At 32.7% G+C, this 25,871-nt stretch carries 26 protein-coding genes; 1 reads left to right on the forward strand and 25 read right to left on the reverse strand.

Translation table 11 applies throughout. From position 1 onward, the window contains the following. Positions 1-7: 7 nt before the first annotated feature. The 9 genes from IDG66_RS04465 to IDG66_RS04505 all read right to left on the reverse strand — a co-directional run bounded on the left by IDG66_RS04465 (position 8) and on the right by IDG66_RS04505 (position 9,850). On the reverse strand, positions 8-793 hold the full coding sequence (locus tag IDG66_RS04465) for a metal ABC transporter ATP-binding protein (protein ID WP_001213908.1): 786 nt from the start codon (positions 791-793) through the stop codon (positions 8-10). A 125-nt stretch (positions 794-918) separates the two neighbouring features. Then, positions 919-1,809, reverse strand: coding sequence for a deoxyribonuclease IV (locus IDG66_RS04470; protein ID WP_000924220.1), 891 nt, complete (start codon positions 1,807-1,809; stop codon positions 919-921). A gap of 9 nt (positions 1,810-1,818) precedes the next feature. After that, positions 1,819-3,165, reverse strand: coding sequence for a DEAD/DEAH box helicase (locus IDG66_RS04475; RefSeq protein WP_001062177.1), 1,347 nt, complete (start codon positions 3,163-3,165; stop codon positions 1,819-1,821). Positions 3,166-3,278: 113 nt separating this feature from the next. Then, complete coding sequence (locus tag IDG66_RS04480; RefSeq protein WP_000683932.1) at positions 3,279-4,379, reverse strand: Nif3-like dinuclear metal center hexameric protein; 1,101 nt, start codon at positions 4,377-4,379, stop codon at positions 3,279-3,281. A gap of 2 nt (positions 4,380-4,381) precedes the next feature. Next, positions 4,382-5,059, reverse strand: a complete 678-nt coding sequence (locus tag IDG66_RS04485; RefSeq protein WP_000624585.1) for a tRNA (adenine(22)-N(1))-methyltransferase TrmK — start codon at positions 5,057-5,059, stop codon at positions 4,382-4,384. Positions 5,060-5,189: 130 nt separating this feature from the next. Next, complete coding sequence (gene rpoD, locus IDG66_RS04490; RefSeq protein ID WP_001283055.1) at positions 5,190-6,296, reverse strand: RNA polymerase sigma factor RpoD; 1,107 nt, start codon at positions 6,294-6,296, stop codon at positions 5,190-5,192. Between the two features lie 223 nt (positions 6,297-6,519). Next, entirely contained in the window at positions 6,520-8,337 is a 1,818-nt protein-coding gene (gene dnaG / locus IDG66_RS04495; RefSeq protein WP_001217235.1) for a DNA primase, read from the reverse strand. A gap of 60 nt (positions 8,338-8,397) precedes the next feature. Further along, the gene (locus IDG66_RS04500) at positions 8,398-9,216 is read right to left on the reverse strand and encodes a pyruvate, water dikinase regulatory protein (protein WP_000411298.1); all 819 of its coding nucleotides are present in this window, start codon (positions 9,214-9,216) and stop codon (positions 8,398-8,400) included. 10 nt (positions 9,217-9,226) lie between these two features. Next, positions 9,227-9,850 carry a helix-turn-helix transcriptional regulator gene (locus IDG66_RS04505; RefSeq protein WP_001797828.1) on the reverse strand — a complete coding sequence of 208 codons (624 nt, stop codon included), beginning with the start codon at positions 9,848-9,850 and terminating at the stop codon, positions 9,227-9,229. A 334-nt stretch (positions 9,851-10,184) separates the two neighbouring features. Here IDG66_RS04505 and IDG66_RS04510 point away from each other — a divergent pair, with 334 nt between their 5' ends. Then, entirely contained in the window at positions 10,185-11,576 is a 1,392-nt protein-coding gene (locus IDG66_RS04510) for a glycine--tRNA ligase (RefSeq protein ID WP_001030080.1), read from the forward strand. Between the two features lie 150 nt (positions 11,577-11,726). Here the strand turns inward: IDG66_RS04510 and recO are convergent, their stop codons facing one another. The 16 genes from recO to grpE form a co-directional block, all read right to left on the reverse strand. After that, the gene (recO, locus tag IDG66_RS04515) at positions 11,727-12,473 is read right to left on the reverse strand and encodes a DNA repair protein RecO (protein WP_001566664.1); all 747 of its coding nucleotides are present in this window, start codon (positions 12,471-12,473) and stop codon (positions 11,727-11,729) included. 27 nt (positions 12,474-12,500) lie between these two features. Continuing rightward, positions 12,501-13,400: a GTPase Era gene (gene era, locus IDG66_RS04520; RefSeq protein WP_000134765.1), complete on the reverse strand. Its 900-nt coding sequence runs from the start codon at positions 13,398-13,400 to the stop codon at positions 12,501-12,503. Continuing rightward, a complete protein-coding gene (cdd, locus tag IDG66_RS04525; protein ID WP_000121875.1) occupies positions 13,401-13,805 on the reverse strand; it encodes a cytidine deaminase in 405 nt (134 codons plus the stop codon). It abuts the gene before it with no gap. Between the two features lie 10 nt (positions 13,806-13,815). Next, complete coding sequence (locus IDG66_RS04530) at positions 13,816-14,160, reverse strand: diacylglycerol kinase family protein (RefSeq protein ID WP_000819532.1); 345 nt, start codon at positions 14,158-14,160, stop codon at positions 13,816-13,818. Between the two features lie 2 nt (positions 14,161-14,162). Beyond that, positions 14,163-14,630, reverse strand: coding sequence for an rRNA maturation RNase YbeY (gene ybeY, locus IDG66_RS04535; RefSeq protein WP_000494135.1), 468 nt, complete (start codon positions 14,628-14,630; stop codon positions 14,163-14,165). Further along, the gene (locus IDG66_RS04540) at positions 14,631-15,578 is read right to left on the reverse strand and encodes a PhoH family protein (protein ID WP_001117767.1); all 948 of its coding nucleotides are present in this window, start codon (positions 15,576-15,578) and stop codon (positions 14,631-14,633) included. 303 nt (positions 15,579-15,881) lie between these two features. Beyond that, positions 15,882-16,580, reverse strand: a complete 699-nt coding sequence (locus IDG66_RS04545) for an SPOR domain-containing protein (protein WP_000110600.1) — start codon at positions 16,578-16,580, stop codon at positions 15,882-15,884. A gap of 16 nt (positions 16,581-16,596) precedes the next feature. Beyond that, on the reverse strand, positions 16,597-17,586 hold the full coding sequence (gene floA, locus IDG66_RS04550) for a flotillin-like protein FloA (protein ID WP_000492114.1): 990 nt from the start codon (positions 17,584-17,586) through the stop codon (positions 16,597-16,599). A gap of 17 nt (positions 17,587-17,603) precedes the next feature. Next, positions 17,604-18,287, reverse strand: coding sequence for an NfeD family protein (locus IDG66_RS04555; protein ID WP_001802667.1), 684 nt, complete (start codon positions 18,285-18,287; stop codon positions 17,604-17,606). Between the two features lie 243 nt (positions 18,288-18,530). Then, positions 18,531-18,707 carry a 30S ribosomal protein S21 gene (rpsU, locus tag IDG66_RS04560; protein WP_000048060.1) on the reverse strand — a complete coding sequence of 59 codons (177 nt, stop codon included), beginning with the start codon at positions 18,705-18,707 and terminating at the stop codon, positions 18,531-18,533. A gap of 292 nt (positions 18,708-18,999) precedes the next feature. Further along, positions 19,000-20,346: a tRNA (N(6)-L-threonylcarbamoyladenosine(37)-C(2))-methylthiotransferase MtaB gene (gene mtaB / locus IDG66_RS04565; protein WP_000108667.1), complete on the reverse strand. Its 1,347-nt coding sequence runs from the start codon at positions 20,344-20,346 to the stop codon at positions 19,000-19,002. Between the two features lie 6 nt (positions 20,347-20,352). Continuing rightward, positions 20,353-21,105: a 16S rRNA (uracil(1498)-N(3))-methyltransferase gene (locus tag IDG66_RS04570; protein WP_001190118.1), complete on the reverse strand. Its 753-nt coding sequence runs from the start codon at positions 21,103-21,105 to the stop codon at positions 20,353-20,355. A 1-nt stretch (position 21,106) separates the two neighbouring features. Next, positions 21,107-22,045, reverse strand: coding sequence for a 50S ribosomal protein L11 methyltransferase (gene prmA, locus IDG66_RS04575; RefSeq protein WP_001104611.1), 939 nt, complete (start codon positions 22,043-22,045; stop codon positions 21,107-21,109). A 3-nt stretch (positions 22,046-22,048) separates the two neighbouring features. Further along, complete coding sequence (dnaJ, locus tag IDG66_RS04580) at positions 22,049-23,188, reverse strand: molecular chaperone DnaJ (protein ID WP_001119021.1); 1,140 nt, start codon at positions 23,186-23,188, stop codon at positions 22,049-22,051. A gap of 135 nt (positions 23,189-23,323) precedes the next feature. Further along, entirely contained in the window at positions 23,324-25,156 is a 1,833-nt protein-coding gene (dnaK, locus tag IDG66_RS04585; RefSeq protein WP_000034716.1) for a molecular chaperone DnaK, read from the reverse strand. A 68-nt stretch (positions 25,157-25,224) separates the two neighbouring features. Continuing rightward, positions 25,225-25,851: a nucleotide exchange factor GrpE gene (gene grpE / locus IDG66_RS04590; RefSeq protein WP_000182215.1), complete on the reverse strand. Its 627-nt coding sequence runs from the start codon at positions 25,849-25,851 to the stop codon at positions 25,225-25,227. Positions 25,852-25,871: the final 20 nt, after the last annotated feature.

The following is a 25,871-nucleotide window of genomic DNA, read 5'->3' on the forward strand; positions in this document are numbered from 1 at the left end:
ATCTTTATTAATTACAACATTCTCGATTATGCTGATGATCGACAAAACGTACAGGATGTCCATAAATTTTTGAAATTTCAACTTCATCAAGTGATTTAAACTCATCAGTTGTACCATGGAAATGCAAATGCTTATTTAAACATGCTACTTCAGTAGCAGTATCTGCTACAACACCGATATCATGAGTAACTAAGATAATGGTGATACCTTCTTGTTTTAATTGATCTAAAGTATTATAAAATTCACTTACATGTTTTGCATCAATACCATTCGTTGGTTCATCAAGTACTAATACTGCAGGTTCTGAAATCAATGCTCGAGCAATCATTACACGTTGTTGTTGACCACCTGATAATTCTGCTATATTTTTATGAATTAAATCACTTATATTCAGTCTTTCTAGTACTTTAATCACTTTTTCATTATCTTTGCTATTAAATGTTTGGAAAAGACGTTTTGTCTTTGTTAATCCGCTTAAAACAACTTCTTTAACACTTGCTGGGAAACCTGAATTAAAGGCATTTGCTTTTTGTGATACATAGCTTAATTTAATTGATGTTTTCTTATTTTTAAAATCAATACCTTCAACAAAAATCTCACCACTTTGTAAAGGTAATAACCCTAGAATCAACTTCAATAATGTTGATTTACCAGCACCATTTGGTCCAACAATTGCTAAAAATTCACCTTTATTTATTTTAATGTTTATATTTTCTAACACTTTTTTATGATCATAGTAGTAATTGACATTTTTCAATTCAAAGACTGGTGTCATCGTATTCTCACCTCGCATTCAACTATACAACTCCTAGTAACATATGTAAACAGTAATGTTTACGACTCAAAATTAGACAAAATAAAGAGATATGCCCCCTTCAAGTTTTATTTATCGCATTTCTTGAAGAGAGCATTATCATTTTATTGTTGCATAACCTTATTTTTTAATTCTGGGTCAAATTGCTGTTGTTTTAACATTTCAATTTCAAGTTTATATGGCGGTTTTTTATTTTTCTTATCTTCACCAACATAAGGTGTTTCTAAGATTTTCGGAATATCTTTAAAACTATCATGATGCACAATGTAATTTAATGCATCAAAACCAATGTAACCGAAGCCAATATTTTCATGTCGGTCTTTTTGAGCGCCACGGTCATTTTTAGAATCATTGACATGAACAACTTTGATTCTGTCGACTCCAATAATTTTATCAAATTCATTTAATACGCCATCAAAGTCCTCTTTCACATTATATCCAGCATCATGCGTATGACATGTATCAAAACATACTGATAAACGTTCGTTATTATGAACTCCATCAATAATACGTGCTAACTCTTCAAACGAGCGACCAATCTCTGTACCTTTACCTGCCATCGTTTCAAGCGCAATACGTACATTATTGTCATTCGTTAAAACTTCATTTAATCCTTCAATAATCTTATTAATTCCGGCATCAACACCAGCTCCAACATGCGCACCTGGATGTAATACAATATCTTTAGCGCCTATAGCTTGCGTTCTTTCAATTTCTTGTTGCAAGAAATCTACACCAAGATTAAACGTTTCTGGTTTGGTTGTATTTGCAATATTAATGATGTATGGTGCATGAACAACAATATTAGATAAGCCATATTTTTCCATCACTTCATGACCTTTAGTTATATTTAAATCTTCAATACTTTTACGGCGCGTGTTTTGAGGTGCACCAGTATAAATCATAAATGTTGTTTCACCATATTCATACGCTTCTATAGCAGAACCTTCTAACATCTTTTTACCACTCATTGAAACATGTGATCCTAATAACATAAAACACACCTAACCTTTTTTGTTTTGCTTACGTTTTTGTCTATTTTGCTGCTTACTAAATTGTTTACGCTCTTGACGTTTCATTTTTTCAACTTCTTGTTTAAATTTCTTCTTATAACCTGGTTTAACTTTGTTTTTAATTTTACTTCGAACTTTGTTCTTCACTTGATTAGTTAAATGGTCATCTTTGCGCATTCTTGCTTGACGCTGATTGTGCGCTTTAACTTCTTTTAACTCACCATCTTTAATATCAACAGTATTGAATACAAAACCGCGATCTTCTATTAATGAAATATTGTGTTCTTCATCAGGACTATAAAGCGTAATTGCTACACCTTTATAATTCCCACGACCAGTTCGTCCAACTCTATGCGTAAAGAAGTCAATATCATTTGGCACATCAAAATTGATGACATGACTAACACCTTCAATATCAATACCACGAGATGCTAAATCGCTGGCAATAACGTATTGGAATTCTAAATTACGTATACGTTTCATTTGTTGTTTACGTTCACGTGGCGTTAAACCACCATGAATCATACCAACTTTAATACCAGCTTCATTTAGTGAACGTGCTAAATCATTTGCATTATCTCTACTATTACAGAAAATAATACATAAGTATGGATTTAGTATATCAATTAAATTTAAAGTTTTTTCAACTTTAGCTGCACCTTTAGTAGGTATTAAAAAGAATTCGATGTTCTTTTTATTTTGTTTTTTACTGTCGACAGCTACATATTCTGGATGACTTAAATATTTATTTAAAAATGGTTGTAACTGTTGTGGAATTGTAGCACTAAACACCGCAATATTTGCATTATCTTCCAATCTTGCAGCAATGTAATCTACATCTTCAATTAATCCTAAGTCAATCATAAGATCCGCTTCATCAATAACTAAATATGATGCTAAGTGCACATGTAAATGTCCCGTTTTAGCTAAGTCATTAATTCTAGTAGGGGTGCCTATAATCAATTGTGGTTGTGCATTACAACGTTGTCTATCTTTCTCTATATCTGTACCACCAATAAAAACTTTAACTGAAACACCAGCTTTAAATTGGCTTAAATGGTTCGCTGCATCGTATAGTTGTTGTGCAAGTTCTCTTGTTGGTGCAACTACGATTGCTTGTGGTTCTTTTATTTCACTATCAATTAACTGCATTAATGGTAATAAAAATGCATGAGATTTCCCTGTACCCGTTTGAGATTGACCAATTAAATTTGTTCTCTTTAGTATTCTTGGAATAATTCGATTCTGAATTTCAGTTGGTTTTTCAAAATTAAGGTCTTTCACAGCGTCAATTAAACTAGATTCTAGATTAAATTGTTCGAATGGATGTTTTGCCATGATTTGGCCTCCTTATATGTTCATCTTTACTATTATAAAGTATAAATGTGCTATTTTAAATAAAAATATTAAAACCTCGAAATTTCAAAATTTAGAAATCCCGAGATTTTAGTTTAAATATATTGAAATGGATCTGTATTAATTGTAGATGCTTCAACATCTATATTTATTTTTTCTGTATTGAACCGATTCATTAGTAACGTTTTTAAACCTTCTTTCATCACATATTCGCTGTAATGATTAATATCAATTAAATTCACACCATGAATTTTAGCATCTAAGGCATCATGATGTTTAATATCACCTGTAACAAAGACATCTGCGCCTTGTTGGACAGCTTGATATTCATATCCAATACCTGAACCACCAATAATTGCAATACGTTTAATTTTCTGATTAGACTCACCAACAAAACGGACACTTGGGATATTTAATTTAGATTTAATATCAGCTGCGAAATCTTCCAATGTCATTTGATTATCCACTTCTGCCATAACGCCAAGTCCATAAAGGGATGTTTGTTTTATCTCAATAAAATCAAATACCGGTGTTTCATATGGATGGTATTGTTTAATTAATTGCTCAGCCCTTGACTTTTGATATGCATCTATCATAAATTCAATTTTAACTTCATCTACATATTCAATTTTATCAATTTGTCCTATTGTTGGATTAGCTTCACCAACTGGTTTGAATTGCCCTCTTCCTTCACTTTCAAAGAAACAATATTCATAATTACCTTCTTGCGCTAATCCATTTTCACTAAGCTTATCTTTAAATGGTCCAACATTATCCTTAGGTATATATGTTTGAACTTTATAGTATACATCTTGTTGATTATTTATTATTGAAATGTTCTTCAAACCCATCGCCTTCGCCAACATCATATTGACACCATACGGATTTACATCTAAATTTGTATGCATCGCTATTAAATTAATGTCATGTTGAATTAGTTTTCTAATGATCAAACCATAACCATTAGCTTTTAATGATGTTACGCCTTTAAAGATTAGAGGATGATGACTAATAATAGTATTATAACCTTTTTCGATTGCTTCATTTACTACTTCCAACGTACAGTCTAATGCTGTTAAAACACCAGTAACTTCAACATCTTCATCACCTATTAACAATCCTACATTATCCCAAGATTCAGCAGTACTAAATGGCACATGATGATCTAACAATGTCATTAAATCAGCTATTTTCATTACTATAACACCCTTTCAATTACAGCAATTTCGTCATTAATTTGAGCTAAACGTTGATGATGTTGTTCAGTATTGAGTTTCGATTTAATATGATAAAGTGCTTCTAACTCTCTTTGCCATTTTTTTATAAAATATTCATTTTTGTTGTTCAGCAATTTTGGTCCGAATTTCAATCCATCAGATGATAGCTCTATTAATTGTGTAGAATATTCTGCTACAACAATTTCATAAATATGGCCTTTTTCTTCCATTATTATTTCATCAATTATTTCATAATTCAATTGTTGTAATGTTTGTCTTAAATTTTCAGTTTGGATATTACTTTGTAAAATCAACCTTGGATGTTGACTTAACTTATCTTGCCCATCTTTTAAAATTTTAGCAATAAGTGGTCCGCCCATACCACATATTGTGATATTATCGATTACGTCCTCAGGTTGAATAACACTTAAGCCATCCCCTAAACGTACATCAATTCTATCTACTAATTGGTTTGCAGCTACATTTTTTACAGCAGCTTGAAAAGGGCCTTGAATAACTTCTCCAGCAATACCGCATTCGCATAAATGGTTTTGAATTGCATAGATTGGCAAATAAGCATGATCTGAGCCAATATCCGCGATTGTACCTTGTTTTAAAAATCGACTTACCGTCGTTAATCGGTTATTTAACGAAATCATTTTATTCTCCTTTATGAAAAAAGAGGTTGAACATTATTCAATGTACCAACCTCACTCAAGTTAAATCTTAATCTAAAAATAAATAAGCGCTTATTCATGTCTTGGTATCAATCATTAAAATTGATATAAATTAATCCATAAAGTCTTTCAAACGTTTACTACGACTTGGATGTCTTAATTTTCTAAGTGCTTTTGCTTCAATTTGTCGAATACGTTCACGTGTAACACCGAAAACTTTACCAACTTCTTCAAGTGTTCTTGTTCTGCCGTCATCAAGACCAAATCTTAATCGTAATACATTTTCTTCTCTATCAGTTAATGTATCAAGCACATCTTCTAATTGCTCTTTTAATAATTCATAAGCAGCATGATCTGAAGGACTTTGTGCTTCCTGATCCTCAATAAAGTCTCCTAAATGACTATCATCTTCTTCACCAATTGGCGTTTCTAATGAAACAGGTTCTTGCGCAATTTTTAAAATTTCACGAACTTTTTCTGCTGGTAAATCCATTTCTTCACCAATTTCTTCTGGTGCTGGATCTCGACCTAAGTCCTGTAATAATTGACGTTGAACACGAATTAATTTATTAATTGTTTCTACCATATGCACAGGGATACGAATCGTACGTGCTTGGTCAGCAATTGCACGAGTGATTGCTTGTCTAATCCACCATGTTGCATATGTTGAAAACTTAAATCCTTTGTTAAAGTCAAATTTTTCAACAGCTTTAATAAGACCCATATTACCTTCTTGGATTAAATCAAGGAATAACATACCACGACCTACGTATCTTTTAGCAATACTTACAACTAAACGTAAGTTCGCTTCTGCTAGTCTTGATTTTGCTACTTCATCACCTTGTTCAATACGTTTGGCTAATTCGATTTCTTCTTGTGCACTTAATAAGTTAACACGCCCAATTTCTTTAAGGTACATACGAACTGGGTCATTTATTTTAACACCTGGAGGGGCACTAAGATCACTTGGATTCAGTTTCTCGTCAGTATCTGAACTATCTTTTTCATTAACTAGTGAAATATCATTATCATTTAATTGATCAAAGAAATCATCCATTTGATCAGAGTCGATATCAAAATTCTGAAGTTTTTCAGCAATTTCTTCATGACTTAAATGACCCTCTTTTTTACCCTTTTCAATTAATTGCTTCTTAACATCTTCTAATGTTAATGTCGGATCAATTGTTTGTTTTTTAATTTTAACTGTGTTATCAGACATGAAACGGCCTCCCGATTTTAAATATGAACATTCGAAATTTATTCAATATTGCTATTTTAAACTAAATTCTTAATTAATTCATCCATATTTTTAATTTTATTTTACAAATTGGAACTAATCCCAATATTTATTTTTCAATAGTGTTGTTTAAATGCGGTAACTATCATTTACCCTTATACATTTTGACATAATCATTATTCGTATTATTCTTTAAAATCACATGCTACATGCGTTCTTTATTCTTAGCAACAATTTGCTGTAAATAGTATTTTTGTAATTCTACATCGCCAATCCTTGTAGCTTCCCTTAATTTATGATTCAATGACTCAATTGTTTCTTGTCCTTTTTCATTAATAACATTGACATAATCATCAATTTCATTTTCATATGGTTCGTCATTCAAATTATATTGTTCTAAGCTAATTAGTGTTTCTCTCAACTCATTTGAATTAACATACTGCACAGCATCACTGATATTATATTGATCATTTTCCGCATAAAAATCATGTAAGACTTCGAATACATATTTAAAATGCTGATTTGTGAAGTTATCCTTATCAACACTTTCATAATAATTTAAAAATGTATCTTTATCTCTCATTAAATGTTTTAAAAATGCTCGCTCCGCTTTTTCTTGACGGCTCAAATTGTCAAATTGTGCCATACCAATTGGCTCAGGTTCAATATAACCGCCATACTCATCATAACCGCCATACTCATCATCTGGATAATAATTGGCTGGTGCTTGATTGAATTGTATTTCGTTAGCTAATTGCTCAGGACTAACATTGAAAAATGGTGCAACATCATTTAAAGCCTTTTGTTGCAAAATCGATGATTTCATAAGCGAAATATCATGACTTAGTTCTTTCAAATAACGTTCATATGAAAGGTCATTATGTGCAATTTCATCTTTTAATATACTCACTTTATAATGTGCAAATGACTTTTTGTCATTTTTTACAAAAGCAGTAAATGCGTCGTTGCCATACTTACCAATGTATTCATCCGGATCCATGCCTGATGGCAATTGTATAACAAATACATTTAGCCCTTGCTGTAATAAATGTTGACCTGTTTTAAGTGTTGCTTCACTACCCGCAAAATCCCCATCAAACATTAATGTTATATTTAATGTTAACTTTCGTATAAAAGTAATATGTTCATCTGACAACTGTGTCCCCATTGTTGCAACAACGTTTTTCAAGCCAGCAGTATCAGATTTTATAACATCCATAAAACCTTCTAGTAATACGATTTCATCTAATTTTCTAATTGATTTACGCGCTTTATCTAAGTTGTATAACAACTTTCTTTTTTGAAAGATAGGTGTTTCAGGACTATTTAGGTATTTTGGTTCTTGACCGGTATATGTTCGACCTGAATATCCAACAATTCTTCCTTGCGCATTTTTCAAAGGAAACATAATACGATTTCGAAATCTATCGTAATAACTGAAATTTTCTTCGTTACGTGATAATAATCCGGCTTCATATGCTAATTCAATATCGTAACCCTTTTTTTGAAGAAAATCATGACAAAAATGTGAGCTATCGGGTGCAAAGCCAATGCCTCGCTCTTTAATAAGCGCATCTGTAAAACCACGTTCTTGTAAGTATGTTAATGCTTGTTCGCCTTCGACTGTCTTTGTTAAAGCGTAATAATAAAATTCTTGTATTAACTCATGCATTTCAATCATTTGTAAATCATCAGAAGCAATTTGAACATTTGAGTTAAATTGTGTTGCCTCAATATCTACAGCAACATTAACTCTATCACCTAATTCTTTAACCGCTTCAACAAATGATATGTCTTTAATTTCTTGAGTAAATTGAAAAACATTGCCACCTTTTTTACAACCAAAACAATGACAGATTTGTTTATCTTCAGAAACTGTAAATGAAGGTGTCTTTTCATCATGAAAAGGACACAAACCTATATAATTGCGTCCTCTCTTTTCTAGTTTTACATATTCACTTACCAAGTCTAAAATGTCGGTTTTATCTTTTATTTCATTAATGATCGATTGATCTATTCGCAAATTAAATCACCTATTAAGCATTAGTTATACTATTATACCTAATTTTTGACAAAAATGAAATCATTTCGATTTATTTTGTTCAATATAATGGATTATATCGTTTGCTGTTTCTTCGATTGCTTTTTGAGAAACATCAATGACAGGACATCCAATTTCACTTACGATTTCTTCAAAGTAATTCAATTCTTCTTGGATTCGAGCTTCTGTTGCATAACGAGCTGTGTCACCTAGTCCCAATTGTTTTAATCGCTCTTTTCTAATGCGATTTAATTTTTCTTCACTTATTTTAAGTGCGATACATTTCTTTGGATCAATATCATATAAGCCATCTGGCGGTGTCACTTCTGGTACAATCGGTACATTCATAACTTTGTAACTTTTATGCGCTAAATACTGGGATAATGGTGTCTTTGAAGTTCTCGAAATACCAAGTAAAACAATATCAGCTTTAGGTAATCCTTTAGGATCTTTACCATCATCGTATTTAACTGCAAACTCTATCGCATCAATTTTCTTGAAATATGCATCATCTAATCTATGAACGATACCTGGCTCATTATAAGGTTTTTCTTCAACCGAAGCTGATAATAAATCCATTAATGGCCCCATGATATCGACAGACTTCAATTGGAATTCTGCTACTTTCTCACTCATATATTGCTTCATTTCAGGTTTAATAAGTGTATAAACAATGATAGCATTTGTATCTTTTGCAACTTGAATCACTTCATCAACATCTTCAAAAGATTCAATATATGGATATCTTAATAATTCATTTTTACATTGCTTAGGATTGAATTGTGAAATACCTGCCCTAGCAACTAACTCTGCCGTTTCACCTATAGAATCTGAAGCTACGATAATTTTAATTTTTTCCATTACTTCTCACCTATTCTTTATATAATGCTACTAATAACTTAGCTATTGTTGTTTTGGAAATTCTTCCAATTACTTCATACTTTTGATTATCTTTTTTTCTTACAATTGGAATCGAATCAATTTCTTTTTCAATCATTCTATCTGCTGCGTATATGACTAATTCGCTTTCCTCTAAATAAGTGACATTAGGCATACGTGTCATATTTACACTGATAGGTACTGTATGAATATCTGCTCCAATCATTGAAGCTCTTAATAAATCTTTTCTTGAACACACACCAACAAAATCGTTATCTTCATTAATAATAAATAATGTACTTACATCTTCTAAAAAAATTGTACAAATAGCGTCATAAACTGTTGTATTCTCTCTTAGCACAACAGGTTGAGACATATAGTCCTTAACCTCAAATTGTCGAAGTTTTTCATTAAAAAACTTACCTTTTGATTTACCTGAATAATAATATCCAACTCGGGGACGCGCTTCTAAAAAACCTGACATTGTTAATATCGCTAAATCTGGTCTAAGCGTTGCTCTTGTTAAATTCAACTTATCTGCTATTTGTTCACCAGTAATGGGTCCTTTAGTTTTAACAATTTCGATGATTCGTTCTTGTCTTTGACTGAGTTCTATAGGTCTTCACCCCTTTTTTATTCACTTATTATTATACCGATATTTCTTTCATGTCACAAACACATTAATTTTACTTGCCTTTAAATAATCTATCAATTAGAATAAACGTACAGCGAGTTAAGGATAGTGTAAGCTTAACAATAAGATTGGCGCAACGAATCATTTTAAAATAAAAGCGAGTGACTACACTAATTTGGGTGGAACCGCGGGTTAAATACGTAACTTATTTTGTATTATATACAATTTAAAATATTAACTCGTCCCATGGAAGTAAAGCATATTTACTATGCTGTTATTTTCCATGGGGCGTTTTCATGTATGAGGAGAGGTAATTATGGCAAAAGATATGGATACAATTGTTTCATTAGCAAAACACAGAGGTTTTGTGTTCCCTGGTAGTGATATTTACGGTGGTTTATCAAACACATGGGATTATGGTCCTTTAGGTGTTGAATTAAAGAATAATGTTAAAAAAGCTTGGTGGCAAAAATTCATTACACAATCACCGTTTAACGTTGGTATCGATGCTGCAATCTTAATGAATCCAAAAGTATGGGAAGCTTCAGGACACTTAAACAACTTCAACGACCCAATGATTGATAATAAAGATAGTAAAATTCGATATCGCGCTGATAAATTAATTGAAGATTATATGCAAGATGTTAAAGGTGATGAAAACTTCATTGCCGATGGTTTAAGTTTTGAACAAATGAAAAAAATTATTGACGATGAAGGTATTGTTTGTCCTGTAAGTAAAACTGCTAACTGGACTGAAATTCGCCAATTCAATTTAATGTTTAAAACATTCCAAGGTGTAACTGAAGATTCTACAAATGAAATTTTCTTACGTCCTGAAACAGCACAAGGTATTTTTGTAAACTATAAAAACGTGCAACGTTCAATGCGTAAAAAATTACCATTTGGTATCGGTCAAATTGGTAAATCATTCCGTAATGAAATCACTCCAGGTAACTTCATTTTCAGAACAAGAGAATTTGAACAAATGGAACTTGAATTCTTCTGTAAACCTGGAGAAGAAATCGAATGGCAAAATTATTGGAAAACTTTTGCAAGTGACTGGTTAACAAGCTTAAATATGAGCAGTGAAAATATGCGTTTACGTGATCATGATGAAGATGAATTATCTCATTACTCAAATGCAACAACTGATATTGAATATAAATTCCCATTTGGTTGGGGTGAGTTATGGGGTATCGCAAGTCGTACAGACTTCGACTTACGTAAACATGCTGAACACTCTGGTGAAGATTTCAGATACCATGATCCAGAAACGAACGAAAAATATATTCCATATTGTATCGAGCCATCACTTGGTGCAGATCGTGTAACATTAGCTTTCTTATGTGATGCATATGATGAAGAAGGCGTTGAAGGTAGTAAAGATGCACGTACAGTTTTACACTTCCATCCTGCATTAGCACCATATAAAGCAGCGATTTTACCTTTAAGTAAGAAATTATCTGGCGAAGCGATTAAGATTTTTGAGCAATTAAGTTCTAAATTCTCAATCGATTTCGATGAATCACAATCTATCGGTAAAAGATACCGTCGTCAAGATGAAATCGGTACACCTTATTGTGTAACATTCGACTTTGATTCATTAGAAGATAATCAAGTTACAGTACGTGACAGAGATTCAATGGAACAAGTTCGTATGCCAATCTCAGAGTTAGAAGCTTTCTTAACTGAAAAAACAAAATTCTAATTAAAAAGACTCTCCACCATATGTGGTGGCTATATAATTTATAAAAAGAGATACTGGTTAGTAAAATTGCCAGTATCTCTTTTCTATTCGAAAAAGGTATTCAAATAAACACATCTATGTGGCTACTTGAATACCTTTTATTATTTTATGTTATTGTTCCAATCTTTTTAATTGGTTGATTAGTTTCTGACTTTTAAAAAACATACCTGCATATTCACGATATAACATTAAAATGATATCTGACATTTCATCAATAATTTCTTGATGGATATTCAATGAATTCATTTTATCTATCGGTAATTTTTGTAATACATCTAATAAATATAGTGTTTTATTCGATAATATAACTGCATGTACATCTTTAGAAGCCTCTTGCCTTGAAATCGCACCGTCAAACTTAAAACTATAACCTATTAAATCTGCTTGTGTGTCATTACCACTCACAGCACAGCGATTAAATGATGCAGTAAAACCAAATCGTTTCATACACTTTAACATAACTACGACTGACATTAACTGTGCAGATGTACCTGATTCTATTTTTTCAAGAACAAATTGTAATAATTGATAGTTATATGGTGCAATGTCACCTTCATCCATTGAGCGCTCAATAGTTTCAGCTGCCAGAGACGCATAACTGCTTACGAAAAGGTCCATTTGTAATTTATAATGTTGACTAATAACATCTACAGAATTTAACGTTCCCATACCTCGCCACTGATTGTAAATAAACAAACCATAAACAAACAATTGCGTTTGCGCTTGTAAACCCGTCTTAACTTTTTTAGCACGCCTAGCCATAAGTGGTACTTTTGCACCATGCTCATTTAAAATCGTGATAATTTTATCAGATTCACCATAATCAACTGCTTTGATGATAATCCCTTTTTGGCGCATTAACAATTATCTTCACCACTTTTAAGATTAATCTTGGTCTTCAACATAACCAATTTGGCGAATAAAGTTAACTTTGTTTCGCCAGTCTCTTTGAACTTTGACCCATAATTCTAAGTAAACTTTAGAGCCTAGAAGCATTTCTATATCACGTCTCGCACGTTTCCCTACTTCTTTTAACTTTTTACCGCCTTTTCCAATGACAATTCCTTTTTGCGAATCTCTTTCAACATATATAGTTGCTTCGATATGAACACGATCTTCGCTTTCTTTAACCATACGGTCCACATTAACACCAATCGCATGAGGGATTTCTTCACTTGTAAGATGAAGGATTTTTTCACGAATGATTTCACCCACTACAAATTGTTCAGGATGGTCTGAAATTTGATCATCTGGATAATATTTAGGTCCTTCGGGTAAATACGTCTTTAAAACATCAATAAAATGATCTACATTTAGCCCTTCTAATGCTGAAATAGGTACAATCTCTGTAAAGTCCATATAACTTTGATATTCTTCAATCTTTGGCATTAATTCATCTGGATGCACTAAATCTATTTTATTTAATACTAAAAATACTGGTGTCTTAACATTTTTCAACATTTCTATAATATATTCATCACCTCGTCCAATTTCCTCATTGGCATTAACCATAAACATGATTGCATCTATCTCAGATAATGTATTTTTAGCGACTTTCATCATATAGTCACCTAATTTGTGTTTAGGTTTATGAATACCTGGCGTATCAATGAATATAATTTGCGCGTCATCTCTTGTCATAACACCTTGAATTTTATTTCTAGTTGTTTGAGCTTTATCGGACATGATTGCTATTTTATGGCCGATCACTCTATTAACAAATGTTGACTTCCCTACATTTGGTCTACCTATAATTGAAACAAATCCTGATTTATGTTCTGTCATTTATTCTAAATCCTTTCCTGAAAATCCAAATGGTAGTAACTCTGCGACTGTCATCATAACCATATCTCCTTTATGATTTGTCATATACACAGGCATATCATCATCACATAATTCCTTTAAAACTTGACGACATGCACCACAAGGTGATGACGGTTTATCTGCATCTACGGTTACAGTTATTGATTCAAAATCACCTGGTCTGTATCCTTGAGAAATTGCCGATACCAAACTAGCTCGTTCAGCACATATCGATAATGGATAAGAAGCATTTTCTACATTGGTACCATAAAAAGTTCTACCGTCTTTCGTTTTTAAATAAGCTCCTACTTTAAATTGACTGTATGGCGAATATGATTCTTGTTGTGCTTTTCTAACTTCTTGAAAATAATGAGGTTGATAACTCATATATGCCTCCCTAAAATAACGCTATAAAATGTGGTAAAAATACTATTAAACCTATAATAAATGCTAATATTGAAACTATAAGTACACTAAAAGCCGCTATATCTTTTGCGTATTTAGCTAAATCATGATATTCAACGGTCACTAAATCGACAACATATTCAATAGCAGTGTTTAAAGCTTCAACAGTGAGAACTAATGCAATAGCAATGAGTATAAATATCCACTCAATACGATTAATATTTAGTACGAGACCAAAGACAATAGCAACAATCATTGCAAACACATGTAAAAGAAATTTATAGTCTTTTTGAATTAAGATTTTCAGCCCATCAAGTGCATATTTAAACCTTTTCATAATTAGCCTCGTGTTAATCCATATGCGTTTAATATTGTATCTTGTCGACCAAACATTTCCTTTTCATCCGCTTCAGTCATATGATCATAACCTAATAGATGCAAAAATCCATGTAATGCTAAAAATCCTAATTCTCGTTCAAAAGAATGTCCGTAATTGTTTGCTTGTTCTTGCGCTACATCCGTACAGATAATTATATCCCCTAAAACACGTGGTATATCAAGACCACTAAAATCAATCTCTGGCTCATCTTCTTCTAAAGCAAATGAGATTACATCTGTAACTTTATCTTTATCTCTATATGTTCGATTAATTTCTTGTATTTCTTGTTTATCTACAAATGTAACAGAAAGCTCAGCATCGTCTTCTATATGCTCTTCTTTTTTAGCAAATTCTAATAAATCTTCAATTTGTTTATACCACGCATCTTTAACTAAGCCTGTGTGATCGCTAAAATCTATCGTAAACATTTAATTCTCTCCTTCATAATGTTCAATGATCTTACTTACCAATGGATGTCTTACTACATCGCTCTGATCTAATTTCAATATACTTATACCTTTAACGTTGTGTAACCTACTGACCGCTTCCTTAAGTCCACTTTTAACACCTTTAGGTAAATCGATTTGAGTTTGGTCACCAGTAACTACCATTTTTGAGCCAAAACCTAGTCTTGTTAAAAACATTTTCATTTGCGCATGTGTCGTATTCTGCGCCTCATCAAGAATTACAAATGCATCTTCTAATGTTCGTCCGCGCATATATGCAAGTGGCGCTATTTCGATAATGCCTCTTTCAATAAATCGCTCTGTTTGTTCACGCCCAAGAACAGTATATAGACCATCATATAAAGGTCTTAAATATGGATCTACCTTTTCTTTCAAATCTCCTGGTAAAAATCCAAGTGACTCTCCTGCTTCAACAGCAGGTCTTGTTAATACAATACGTTTAACAGCACCTTTACGGAGTTGCTTTGCTGCATAAACTACAGCTAAGAATGTCTTACCTGTACCAGCAGGACCTATACCAAATACTAAATCATTATTTTTCATGGCATTAACATATATACGTTGCCCCATCGTTTTCGCACGAATCGTCTTACCAAATGCATCTTTAGTTATCTCTTCATCATATAAATCTAACAGATGTTGAATTGTGTTATTATGCGCCATTTTAATAGCTGCTTCAACATCTTTAATTGTAATATTATTACCTAAATCAATAACCTTCAGCAAATTGATTAATACTGATTCCGCTTTTTCTACGTTTTCTATTTTTGTACCTTTAACGGCAACTTCTTGTCCTCTTGCATGGATGACAACATCGAAACTCTCTTCAATTGCTTTTAAATGTTCATCATTATTTCCAATTAAAGCTTGAGATTGATTCATATCGTCTATTTGTATAATTCCAGGCATACACGCGCTCCTTTTCATATATCATTTATATTCATTCTATGATGCTTTAATATCTACTTAATTATATCATGCAATTGATTGATTTAAACATCTTTGCATTGACTTACTCATTTTTCTTTAATTTAAAATAATCATTTATACTTTTCACCTTGTCATAAAAGCAGATTCAATTTTAGACTAATCAATTTTTTGTTGTAATTTAAATAACTAATATTTCTCGAAAGATTCTCTTTGTTTTTCAATTTTTCTTAACGTAAAAAAACAAGCAACTACCATTACGATAGTGCTTGTTTTCAAAAAATTTTATAATTGTTTTGGTTTAGCTAAAATTTCTGACCATATCATACCATTGATTACTTCATCTTTATCAAATTGGAACGCTGATTTAGTCAAATCTTTTTCGACATTTTGAGAATTAAGCAACTGCTTTAATTTCAAACGTTTTGTACGTTCAGATAAGTATTTATCCTCAATAATATCTCTAGCACGTTTTTCCATTTTAGCAATTTGCTTTTCTTTTTCTCTATCAATGTCAGTACGAATCGTTTTAATATCATCTCTAAGTGATTTTTCTAATTGACGTCTAATTTCGTCAGAATTATCTTGTCTAGAAGGTCTATGTTTCTGCTCCACCGGTTCTGCTTTAGGCACTGTAATTGGTTTCTCTGTCATCGGTTTTGTTTCTGGTTGTTTTTTAGGTGCCATAGGTTCTACAACAGGTTTCGATTTAGGCTCTTCCTTTGGAAGTTCATCGAATAAAGGTGGTAACGTATCATCATATTTTCGTTTCGATGATTTCTTTTCTTCTTCATTTAATTCTTCACTTATTTCTTTAAACGTTCGCTCAATTTCTTCAAAAAAGCCACCTTTTTTTGGTTCATTATCGGTAGATGTTTTTTGAGGTGGCTTTTGATTTTGTCTATCTTTATGACTATTTTCGCGCATAGTAGTAATGATAGAAATGATCACTGATATGACAAAAATTAGAATACCGACACTCATTTAATCACCTCTCGACTTAATGTTCAGGTGACTCATCATCACTTTGATCAGTTCGTTTATTAATTGCATTTCTCATGCCTGTATCAGCTTCGATATTTTTCAAATTATAATAATCTTTAACACTGATATTACCTGAACGTAATGCTTCAGCCATAGCTAATGGTACTTCAGATTCGGCTTCAACTACTTTAGCATGCATTTCTTGTACACGCGCTTTCATTTCTTGCTCAGTTGCTACAGCCATAGCTCTACGTTCTTCAGCTTTTGCTTGTGCAATATTTTTGTCTGCTAATGCTTGTTCAGTTTGTAAGTCTGCACCAATATTTTTACTAATATCAACGTCAGCAATATCAATTGATAAAATTTCAAATGCAGTACCTGAATCTAAACCTTTGCTTAAAACTGTTTTAGAAATATTATCTGGGTTTTCAAGTACTTCTGTATGATGCTTACTAGAACCAATTGTTGAAACGATACCTTCACCAACACGTGCGATGATTGTTTCTTCACCAGCACCACCAACAAGTCGAGCAATATTAGCTCTAACTGTGATACGAGCTTTGGCTTTCACTTCAATACCGTTCATTGCTACACCTGCGATAAATGGTGTTTCAATGACTTTAGGATTAACAGACATTTGAACCGCTTCTAATACGTCACGTCCTGCAAGGTCAATTGCAGCAGCACGTTCGAAAGGAAGATCAATGTCAGCACGTTGTGCAGCAATATTAGCGTCAACAACTCTGTCAACATTTCCTCCTGCTAGATAATGCGATTCTAATTGGTTTGTTGTTAATGCTAGTCCTGCTTTATGCGCTTTAATTAATGGCGCTATAACTTTTCTTGGAGATACACGACGTAAACGCATACCAACCAATGTACCTATACCAACATGAACGCCAGCTGCTAACGCTGAAATCCATAAACCAATGGGTACAAATGAGAATAAAATAAGTAATGCAACTACTATAATAACTGCTATTACGATAAAACTTAAACTAAACATGGTATCGCTCCTTTTAATTAATCTACTTCCCTCACAACTACTCTTGTTCCTTCAACTTCAAGGATTTTTACCGTTTTATTGCGTAAAATAAAGTTGCCATCTGAAACAGCATCAATACGTTCATTTTCACAAAAAATAATCCCTGCAGGTCGAAGATCTGTAACTGTTTGAGCAGTCTTTCCTACGAGGTGCGAGCGGTTATCATGAGAATTGTAACCTGACTCAGAATTAGTTGAATCTTTTAAGATAACTTTATCCAAAAACGGAATCTTTCTGTTGAAAATCTTCACTAATATCACCCATTCTACAATCGTTAAAATCAAGGCAACGATAACATTCGCAAGCATAAATAGCAAATTATCACCGAGCGTTGTTATGCTTATAGTTATCAGTATCATGCCAATAATACCAATTACTGCACCAACTACAAATAATTCAATTACAACTAATATAACGCCAATTGAGAATATTAAGATAGAATGCATATTGACATTTCCTTGGATTAGAAATCCCAAAAATAAAATAAGTAATGATAATGTGGCGATAATACCAGCTGCATTGATTTTTTTAGAGTAAAGTTGATATACAAATCCTAAGAATGTCAAACAGGTTAATATTAACGTAAAAATAGGTTGAACAATTATATTACTAACTTGTTCAACCCAAGTATCTCCAGCCGTTGATTCCAAGATAGTTGTCATTTGTAAAAAATTATTATAACTCACAATTTCACCTCGCCCTCACATTAATTATACATGAAATTGAATATACTTTATAGTTATAAGAACCTATAGAATATCAATTTGATTATTTATAAACTATATAACTTTTTTTAATTAAAAATTGACAACAAAAAAACATCACATATTAGTGTAAGACACTAACTTGTGATGTTTGTTTTATATAATTAATATTCGTGTTGAGGGAGTCAACAGAGGTATTAATTATTTGAATTTACGTTTACGTGCAGCTTCTGATTTCTTTTTACGTTTTACGCTTGGTTTTTCGTAAAATTCACGTTTACGTACTTCTTGGATTGTTCCACTTTTAGAAACTGAACGTTTAAATCTACGTAACGCATCTTCAAGTGATTCATTTTTACGTACTACTGTTTTAGACATCTGTATTTCCCTCCCTCCAAATATCAACGGAACTTTATAGTCAATTGCACAGTAAAACTATGCATTTATAAGTATAATATATCTGTAATTTATGGTCAATTAGTAAATTGTTTTTTATTTGAAACATATTTCACATCAAAATCACAAAGACTTTTAGATTTTGTTCTAAAAATCTCTTAATAATTTATTTAATGAGAAGAGTTGCTTATATAGTAAATTGTGAAGCCGTTAAAACAACGTTACAAAACCTATATCTTTAATACGGAACCTTATGGTATGAATCAAGGAATACTTAAACTAAAACTTCTCTATCAGATTTATTTGTTGCGAAATCAACAACTTTAATTGCTTGCCCTTCATTTAATGGATAATTTGCTTGCGTAATTTTAACTTTTACAATTTGACCTATGAGTGATTCGTCACCTTCAAATTGTACTTTCATATAATTATCTGCATATCCAACTAATGTGCCTTCTGTGTCACCCTGTTCCTCAGGAATTACTTCAAGCACATCTTGATCAAATTTAGACGCATATAACTTTCCGAGTTGATTGCTTAGCGTAATTAACTTATGCACCCGTTCATTTTTAATTTCTTCATCAATTTGGTCATCCATTCTTGCAGCTGGCGTGCCAATTCTAGGAGAATAAGGGAAAACATGCAGTTCAGAGAACTTATGCTTTACGATAAAATCATATGTTTCTTGGAACTCTGCTTCAGTTTCACCTGGGAAACCAACAATTACATCACTCGTAACTGCCAAGTCTGGTAAAGCTTTATGCAATTTTGTTAATCGTTCTGAAAATCTATCCATTGTATACTTACGTCTCATACGTTTTAATACTGTATCTGAACCAGATTGTAATGGAATATGCAAATGACGCACAACTTTTGTTGAACGTTCTAAAACGTCAATTACTTCATCTGTAAGTTGACTTGCTTCAATTGAAGAAATTCGAATTCGTTCTAATCCATTAATCGTTTCAAGATCACGTAATAATTGGGCCAAGTTATAATCTTTTAAATCTTGACCATATCCACCTGTATGAATTCCCGTCAATACAATTTCCTTATATCCTGAATTCACTAGTTGCGTCGCTTGTTCAACTACTTTTTCCGGATCTCTTGAACGCATTAAGCCACGAGCCCATGGAATAATACAGAATGTGCAGAAGTTGTTACAACCTTCTTGAATTTTTAATGACGCACGTGTTCTATCTGTAAAATATGGGACATCTAATTCTTCATATTTACGATTTTTCATGATATTTCCAACACCATTAATTGGTTGGCGTTCTTTACGGAATTCATCAATGTAACCTAATAGTTTATGTCTATCTTGTGTACCAACTACTACATCGACACCAGGAATTTCCATAATTTCAGCTGATGAAGTTTGCGCATAACAACCTGTTACACAGATTACAGCATCAGGATTTTGTCTTATTGCACGTCTAATTATTTGACGACTTTTTTTATCACCTGTATTCGTTACTGTACAAGTATTAATAACAAATACATCAGCATTCGCTTCAAAGTCAACGCGCTCATAGTTTGCTTCTTTAAATAATTGCCAGATTGCTTCAGTTTCATAATGGTTTACTTTACAACCTAATGTGTGAAACGCAACTGTTGACATAAATATTCACCCCATTAATTCTTTTTCATAACTTATTGCACTTAACGCATACAATGGCGCAGTTTCTGCCCGTAAAATTCTCGGTCCAAGACCAACAACTGTACTAGTATTACTAAATAATGAAATTTCATTTTCTGACAAACCACCCTCAGGACCAAAAATCATCAACACTTTATCCTGAGCCTTGAATTGTTGTAAAGTTTGCTTGAAATTGCTTAACTCACCATCTTTTGCTTCCTCTTCATATGCAATAAGAATATAGTCATAATTATCAATAGTATCACAAATTAATTTTAAATTCGACTCGAATTGAATAGATGGAATCACTAAACGATAGCTTTGTTCAGCAGCTTCTTTAATTATTTTTTGCCAACGCTCTATCTTTTTGGCAACTTTTGCCTCGTTTAATTTAACAATTGAACGTTCCATGCTCACAGCTATAAATGATGAAGCACCCAATTCAGTAGCTTTTTGTAGCAACCACTCATATTTGTCAGCTTTGATTAGTCCACTGCAAATCGTAACATCAACTGGCAATTCTGTATTAATATTTTGTTTTTCTTTTAAATCAACTGCAATTTTATCACTTGTTATATCAGCAATTTCACATAAATAAACTGTTTGATCATTAAAAGTTAAAATAATTTTACTACCAACATCATATCTCATTACATTTGTTATATGATGAATATCTTCTTTTTTTGTAATAAAAAAACGCTGACTTACATCAGCGTTTTGGTCTATGAAATAACGTTGCACATTATTCACTCACTTTCTGGCCAACAAGACAAACCCAACCGTTGTCATGTTGTTCTGAAATAATTTTAAAACCTACACGCTCCATATGTGACTGTATACCTTCATACTTCTCTTTTATAATACCAGAAGTAATAAAATAACCGCCTTCATTTAGAGTATTATAAGCATCTTCAATCATTTCATCAATAATATGCGCTAAAATATTTGCTATTACAATATCAAATTTTTCTGTTTCGTCTTTCAATAAGTTACCTGGAACAGCTTCAATTAACGTTTCACAATGATTTCTTCTGAAGTTTTCTTTAGCTACACTCACTGCCATTTCATCAATATCCAACGCTTTAATACGTTTTACACCGATTAGATGACTTGCAATACTTAATATACCTGAGCCAGTACCAACATCAATTACTGAATGCTGTGGCAATACATATGTTTCTATTGCCTTCAAACACATACTTGTAGTCGGATGATCACCTGTTCCAAAAGCCATACCTGGGTCGAGCTCAATGCAAAGCTCTTCATCCGCTTCTTTAGCATATGTTTCCCAACTAGGAACTATTGTGAACTTCTTCGACGCTCGGAATGGATGGAAATAGTTTTTCCATTCATTTTCCCAATCCGTCTCTGCAATAATTTGCTCACTGAATTGAACGTTATGTTGATCAAGTTCATCTAAATTTAATAACTCATCTTTAATTTGCTGTCGCAACTTATCATCATAAGTCATTTCATTAAAATAGGCTTTCAATCTTACTCCCTTATCTGGATAATCCTCTTTTTTCAAAGCGTAAATTTCACCGTATTTATCTTCTGGTTGGTTAATTAAATCATCTGAATCTTCTATCACGACACCATTTGATCCATGATTTTCAAGTATATTGGTAGCCAATTCTACTGCTTCATGATTAATAATAATTGAAAGCTCTGTCCAGTTCATACTTTATTCTCCCTTAAAGAATCTTTTTGCTCTATCTTTAAAATTCGAAGGTTGTTCATTAATTTCTTCACCATTTAATTGGGCAAATTCTTTCATTAGTTCTTTTTGTCTATCTGTTAATTTAGTAGGCGTTACTACTTTAATATCAACATATAAATCTCCGTATCCATAGCCATGAACATTTTTTATACCCTTTTCTTTTAAGCGGAATTGCTTACCTGTTTGTGTACCAGCAGGGATTGTTAACATAACTTCATTATTTAATGTTGGTATTTTTATTTCATCGCCTAAAGCTGCTTGTGGGAAGCTAACATTTAATTTGTAATAAATATCATCACCATCACGTTTAAATGTTTCAGATGGTTTAACTCTAAATACTACGTATAAATCACCAGCAGGTCCTCCATTCACGCCTGGAGAGCCTTCACCAGCTAATCTAATTTGTTGTTCATTGTCGACACCTTCAGGTACTTTCACTTCTAATTTAACTGTTTTATTTTCAGTACCTTTTCCGTGACATGTTGGACAAGCTTCTTCAAATTCTTGACCACTTCCATTACATTTAGGACAAACTTGTTCAGTACGAACTCTACCTAAAATTGTGTTTTGTTCTACAGCTACATGACCAGCGCCATTACAGTAACTACAAGTCTTTTTACTTGTTCCAGGCTTTGCACCATCACCATGACATGTTTCGCATGTTACATCTTTACGGATTGAAATTTCTTTTGTTGTACCAAATACCGCTTCTTCAAATGTTAATGTCATTGTATACTGAAGATCATCACCTTTTTGCGGTGCATTTGGATCTCTTTGTCTGCCGCCACCGAAGAAAGAGCTAAAGATATCTTCAAAACCGCCGCCACCGAAGCCACTAAAACCGCCAAAGTCAGAGCCATTGAATCCTTGTCCACCAAAACCTTGTGGACCATCATGTCCAAATTGATCATAGCTTGCGCGTTTATTATCATCACTTAAAACTTCATAGGCTTCAGAAATTTCTTTAAACTTTTCATCTGCACCTTCTTCTTTGTTAATATCTGGATGATATTTTTTCGAAAGCTTTCGATACGCTTTTTTGATTTCATCTTTTGAAGCATCTTTACTAATGCCTAAAACTTCATAATAGTCTCTTTTGGCCACAGCTATCTCTCCTTTTCTTAATTAACTCATATAGTTTAACGTAATATGTCATACTATCCAAATAAAAAGCCAAAGCCAATGTTCTATTGACTTTGACTTTTCAGATCATGACAACATTCTAATTGTATTGTTTAATTATTTTTTGTCGTCGTCTTTTACTTCTTTAAATTCAGCATCTTCTACAGTACTATCGTTGTTTTGACCAGCATTTGCACCTTGTGCTTGTTGTTGCTGTTGAGCCGCTTGCTCATATACTTTTGCTGATAATTCTTGAATCACTTTTTCAAGTTCTTCTTTTTTAGATTTAATATCTTCTATATCTTGACCTTCTAAAGCAGTTTTAAGAGCGTCTTTTTTCTCTTCAGCAGATTTTTTATCTTCTTCACCGATATTTTCGCCTAAATCAGTTAAAGTTTTTTCAACTTGGAATACTAGACTGTCAGCTTCGTTTCTTAAGTCTACTTCTTCACGACGTTTTTTATCTGCTTCAGCGTTAACTTCAGCATCTTTTACCATACGGTCGATTTCTTCGTCTGATAATGAAGAACTTGATTGAATTGTAATTCTTTGTTCTTTATTTGTACCTAAGTCTTTTGCAGTTACATTTACAATACCGTTTTTATCGATATCAAACGTTACTTCAATTTGAGGTTTACCACGTTCAGCTGGTGGAATATCAGTCAATTGGAATCTACCAAGTGTTTTATTATCCGCAGCCATTGGACGTTCACCTTGTAATACGTGTACATCTACTGATGGTTGATTATCTACTGCTGTTGAATAGATTTGAGATTTAGATGTAGGAATCGTAGTGTTACGTTCAATTAACGTATTCATACGTCCACCTAAAATTTCAATACCTAAAGATAGTGGTGTTACGTCTAATAATACTACGTCTTTAACGTCACCTGTGATAACGCCACCTTGGATTGCAGCTCCCATTGCCACTACTTCGTCCGGGTTTACTCCTTTGTTAGGTTCTTTACCGATTTCTTTTTTGACAGCTTCTTGTACTGCTGGAATACGAGTTGATCCACCAACTAAGATAACTTCATCGATATCTGAGTTTGTTAAGCCAGCGTCTTTCATTGCTTGGCGTGTAGGTTCCATTGTTCTTCTAATTAATGAATCTGATAATTCTTCAAATTTAGAACGAGTTAAGTTTACTTCTAAGTGTAATGGACCGTTTTCACCAGCTGAGATAAATGGTAATGAGATTTGAGTTTGTGATACACCTGATAAGTCTTTTTTAGCTTTTTCAGCAGCATCTTTCAAACGTTGTAATGCCATTTTATCTTGAGATAAGTCTACGCCATTTTCTTTTTTGAATTCTGCAACTAGGTAGTCAATAATTACTTGGTCAAAATCATCACCGCCAAGTTTGTTGTCACCGGCTGTTGATAGTACTTCGAATACACCGTCACCTAATTCTAGGATAGATACGTCAAATGTACCGCCACCTAAGTCAAAAACAAGAACTTTTTCATCTTTATCAGTTTTATCTAAACCATATGCTAATGCTGCAGCTGTTGGTTCATTAATGATACGCTCAACTTCTAAACCAGCAATTTTACCAGCATCTTTAGTTGCTTGACGTTCAGCATCGTTAAAGTATGCAGGTACTGTAATTACAGCTTTGTCAACTTTCTCACCTAAATAGCTTTCAGCTGTATTTTTTAAGTTTTGTAAAATCATAGCTGAGATTTCTTGTGGTGTGTATGATTTACCTTCAATATCTACTTTATAATCAGTACCCATATGACGTTTAATAGATTGAACAGTGTTTGGGTTTGTAATAGCTTGACGTTTAGCTACTTCACCAACTTGAGTTTCTCCATTTTTGAAAGCTACAACAGATGGTGTTGTACGTGAACCTTCAGGGTTTTGAATTACTTTTGGCTCATCGCCTTCTAATACTGTTACACATGAATTTGTTGTACCTAAGTCTATACCAATAATTTTACTCATAATAAAATTCCTCCATTTAATCATTAAATTAATTTAATTTTAAACAATGTCTTTTCGCCAAATTTAAGTTATTGGTTTACTTTGACCATTGATGGTCTTAATACTCTATCTTTAAGCTTGTATCCTTTTTGTAGTTCTTGAGTGATTTCGCCAGATTCAAAATCAGGGTTATCATCTTGAACTACAGCTTGGTGAATATTTGGATCAAATGCTTCACCTTCAGTTTTAATAACTTCAAGACCATTATCTTTTAGTGCGTTAATCAAACTTTCATGCACCATTTGTACACCTTTTTGAAGAGATTTAAAAGTCTCATCATCACCTTCAATTTGAAGTGCACGTTCTATATTGTCTATTGCTGGTAAAATATCTGTTAACACACGTTGTGCTTGATATGTTTTATTTATTTCATTTTCTTTTTGAATTCTACGCTTATAATTTTCAAACTCAGCGTAGAGCCTTAAATATTTCTCTTCGTTTTCATCTGCTAATTGTTGAAGTTCATTAATTTTTTGATCTTTTGGATCTATTTCTTCAATAACATTCTCGTCAGACGTTTCTTCTATTGCTTCATCTTGTAAATGACCTTTACTTTCTTCAGCTTGTTCAACTGAATCATCAATATTTTGTTTGACGTTTGTTTCTTCAACTGTTGATTCAGTGTTTTTTTCAACTGATTCGTCTTTATTTGTCATTTTCTGTCCTCCAATACTTT

Origin of the sequence: Staphylococcus sp. EG-SA-18, assembly GCF_017151825.1 — a bacterium.
Lineage (GTDB): Bacteria > Bacillota > Bacilli > Staphylococcales > Staphylococcaceae > Staphylococcus > Staphylococcus aureus.

Excerpts from the sequence above, each read along its gene's own strand:
- IDG66_RS04465 (WP_001213908.1), bottom strand. The coding sequence starts at position 793 with ATGCGAGGTGAGAATACGATGACACCAGTCTTTGAATTGAAAAATGTC.
- IDG66_RS04470 (WP_000924220.1), bottom strand. The coding sequence starts at position 1,809 with ATGTTATTAGGATCACATGTTTCAATGAGTGGTAAAAAGATGTTAGAA.
- IDG66_RS04475 (WP_001062177.1), bottom strand. The coding sequence starts at position 3,165 with ATGGCAAAACATCCATTCGAACAATTTAATCTAGAATCTAGTTTAATT.
- IDG66_RS04480 (WP_000683932.1), bottom strand. The coding sequence starts at position 4,379 with ATGAAAATAGCTGATTTAATGACATTGTTAGATCATCATGTGCCATTT.
- IDG66_RS04485 (WP_000624585.1), bottom strand. The coding sequence starts at position 5,059 with ATGATTTCGTTAAATAACCGATTAACGACGGTAAGTCGATTTTTAAAA.
- rpoD (WP_001283055.1), bottom strand. The coding sequence starts at position 6,296 with ATGTCTGATAACACAGTTAAAATTAAAAAACAAACAATTGATCCGACA.
- IDG66_RS04500 (WP_000411298.1), bottom strand. The coding sequence starts at position 9,216 with ATGGAAAAAATTAAAATTATCGTAGCTTCAGATTCTATAGGTGAAACG.
- IDG66_RS04510 (WP_001030080.1), top strand. The coding sequence starts at position 10,185 with ATGGCAAAAGATATGGATACAATTGTTTCATTAGCAAAACACAGAGGT.
- recO (WP_001566664.1), bottom strand. The coding sequence starts at position 12,473 with ATGCGCCAAAAAGGGATTATCATCAAAGCAGTTGATTATGGTGAATCT.
- era (WP_000134765.1), bottom strand. The coding sequence starts at position 13,400 with ATGACAGAACATAAATCAGGATTTGTTTCAATTATAGGTAGACCAAAT.
- cdd (WP_000121875.1), bottom strand. The coding sequence starts at position 13,805 with ATGAGTTATCAACCTCATTATTTTCAAGAAGTTAGAAAAGCACAACAA.
- IDG66_RS04530 (WP_000819532.1), bottom strand. The coding sequence starts at position 14,160 with ATGAAAAGGTTTAAATATGCACTTGATGGGCTGAAAATCTTAATTCAA.
- ybeY (WP_000494135.1), bottom strand. The coding sequence starts at position 14,630 with ATGTTTACGATAGATTTTAGCGATCACACAGGCTTAGTTAAAGATGCG.
- IDG66_RS04540 (WP_001117767.1), bottom strand. The coding sequence starts at position 15,578 with ATGCCTGGAATTATACAAATAGACGATATGAATCAATCTCAAGCTTTA.
- IDG66_RS04545 (WP_000110600.1), bottom strand. The coding sequence starts at position 16,580 with ATGAGTGTCGGTATTCTAATTTTTGTCATATCAGTGATCATTTCTATC.
- floA (WP_000492114.1), bottom strand. The coding sequence starts at position 17,586 with ATGTTTAGTTTAAGTTTTATCGTAATAGCAGTTATTATAGTAGTTGCA.
- IDG66_RS04555 (WP_001802667.1), bottom strand. The coding sequence starts at position 18,287 with ATGACAACTATCTTGGAATCAACGGCTGGAGATACTTGGGTTGAACAA.
- rpsU (WP_000048060.1), bottom strand. The coding sequence starts at position 18,707 with ATGTCTAAAACAGTAGTACGTAAAAATGAATCACTTGAAGATGCGTTA.
- mtaB (WP_000108667.1), bottom strand. The coding sequence starts at position 20,346 with ATGTCAACAGTTGCGTTTCACACATTAGGTTGTAAAGTAAACCATTAT.
- prmA (WP_001104611.1), bottom strand. The coding sequence starts at position 22,045 with ATGAACTGGACAGAGCTTTCAATTATTATTAATCATGAAGCAGTAGAA.
- dnaK (WP_000034716.1), bottom strand. The coding sequence starts at position 25,156 with ATGAGTAAAATTATTGGTATAGACTTAGGTACAACAAATTCATGTGTA.
- grpE (WP_000182215.1), bottom strand. The coding sequence starts at position 25,851 with ATGACAAATAAAGACGAATCAGTTGAAAAAAACACTGAATCAACAGTT.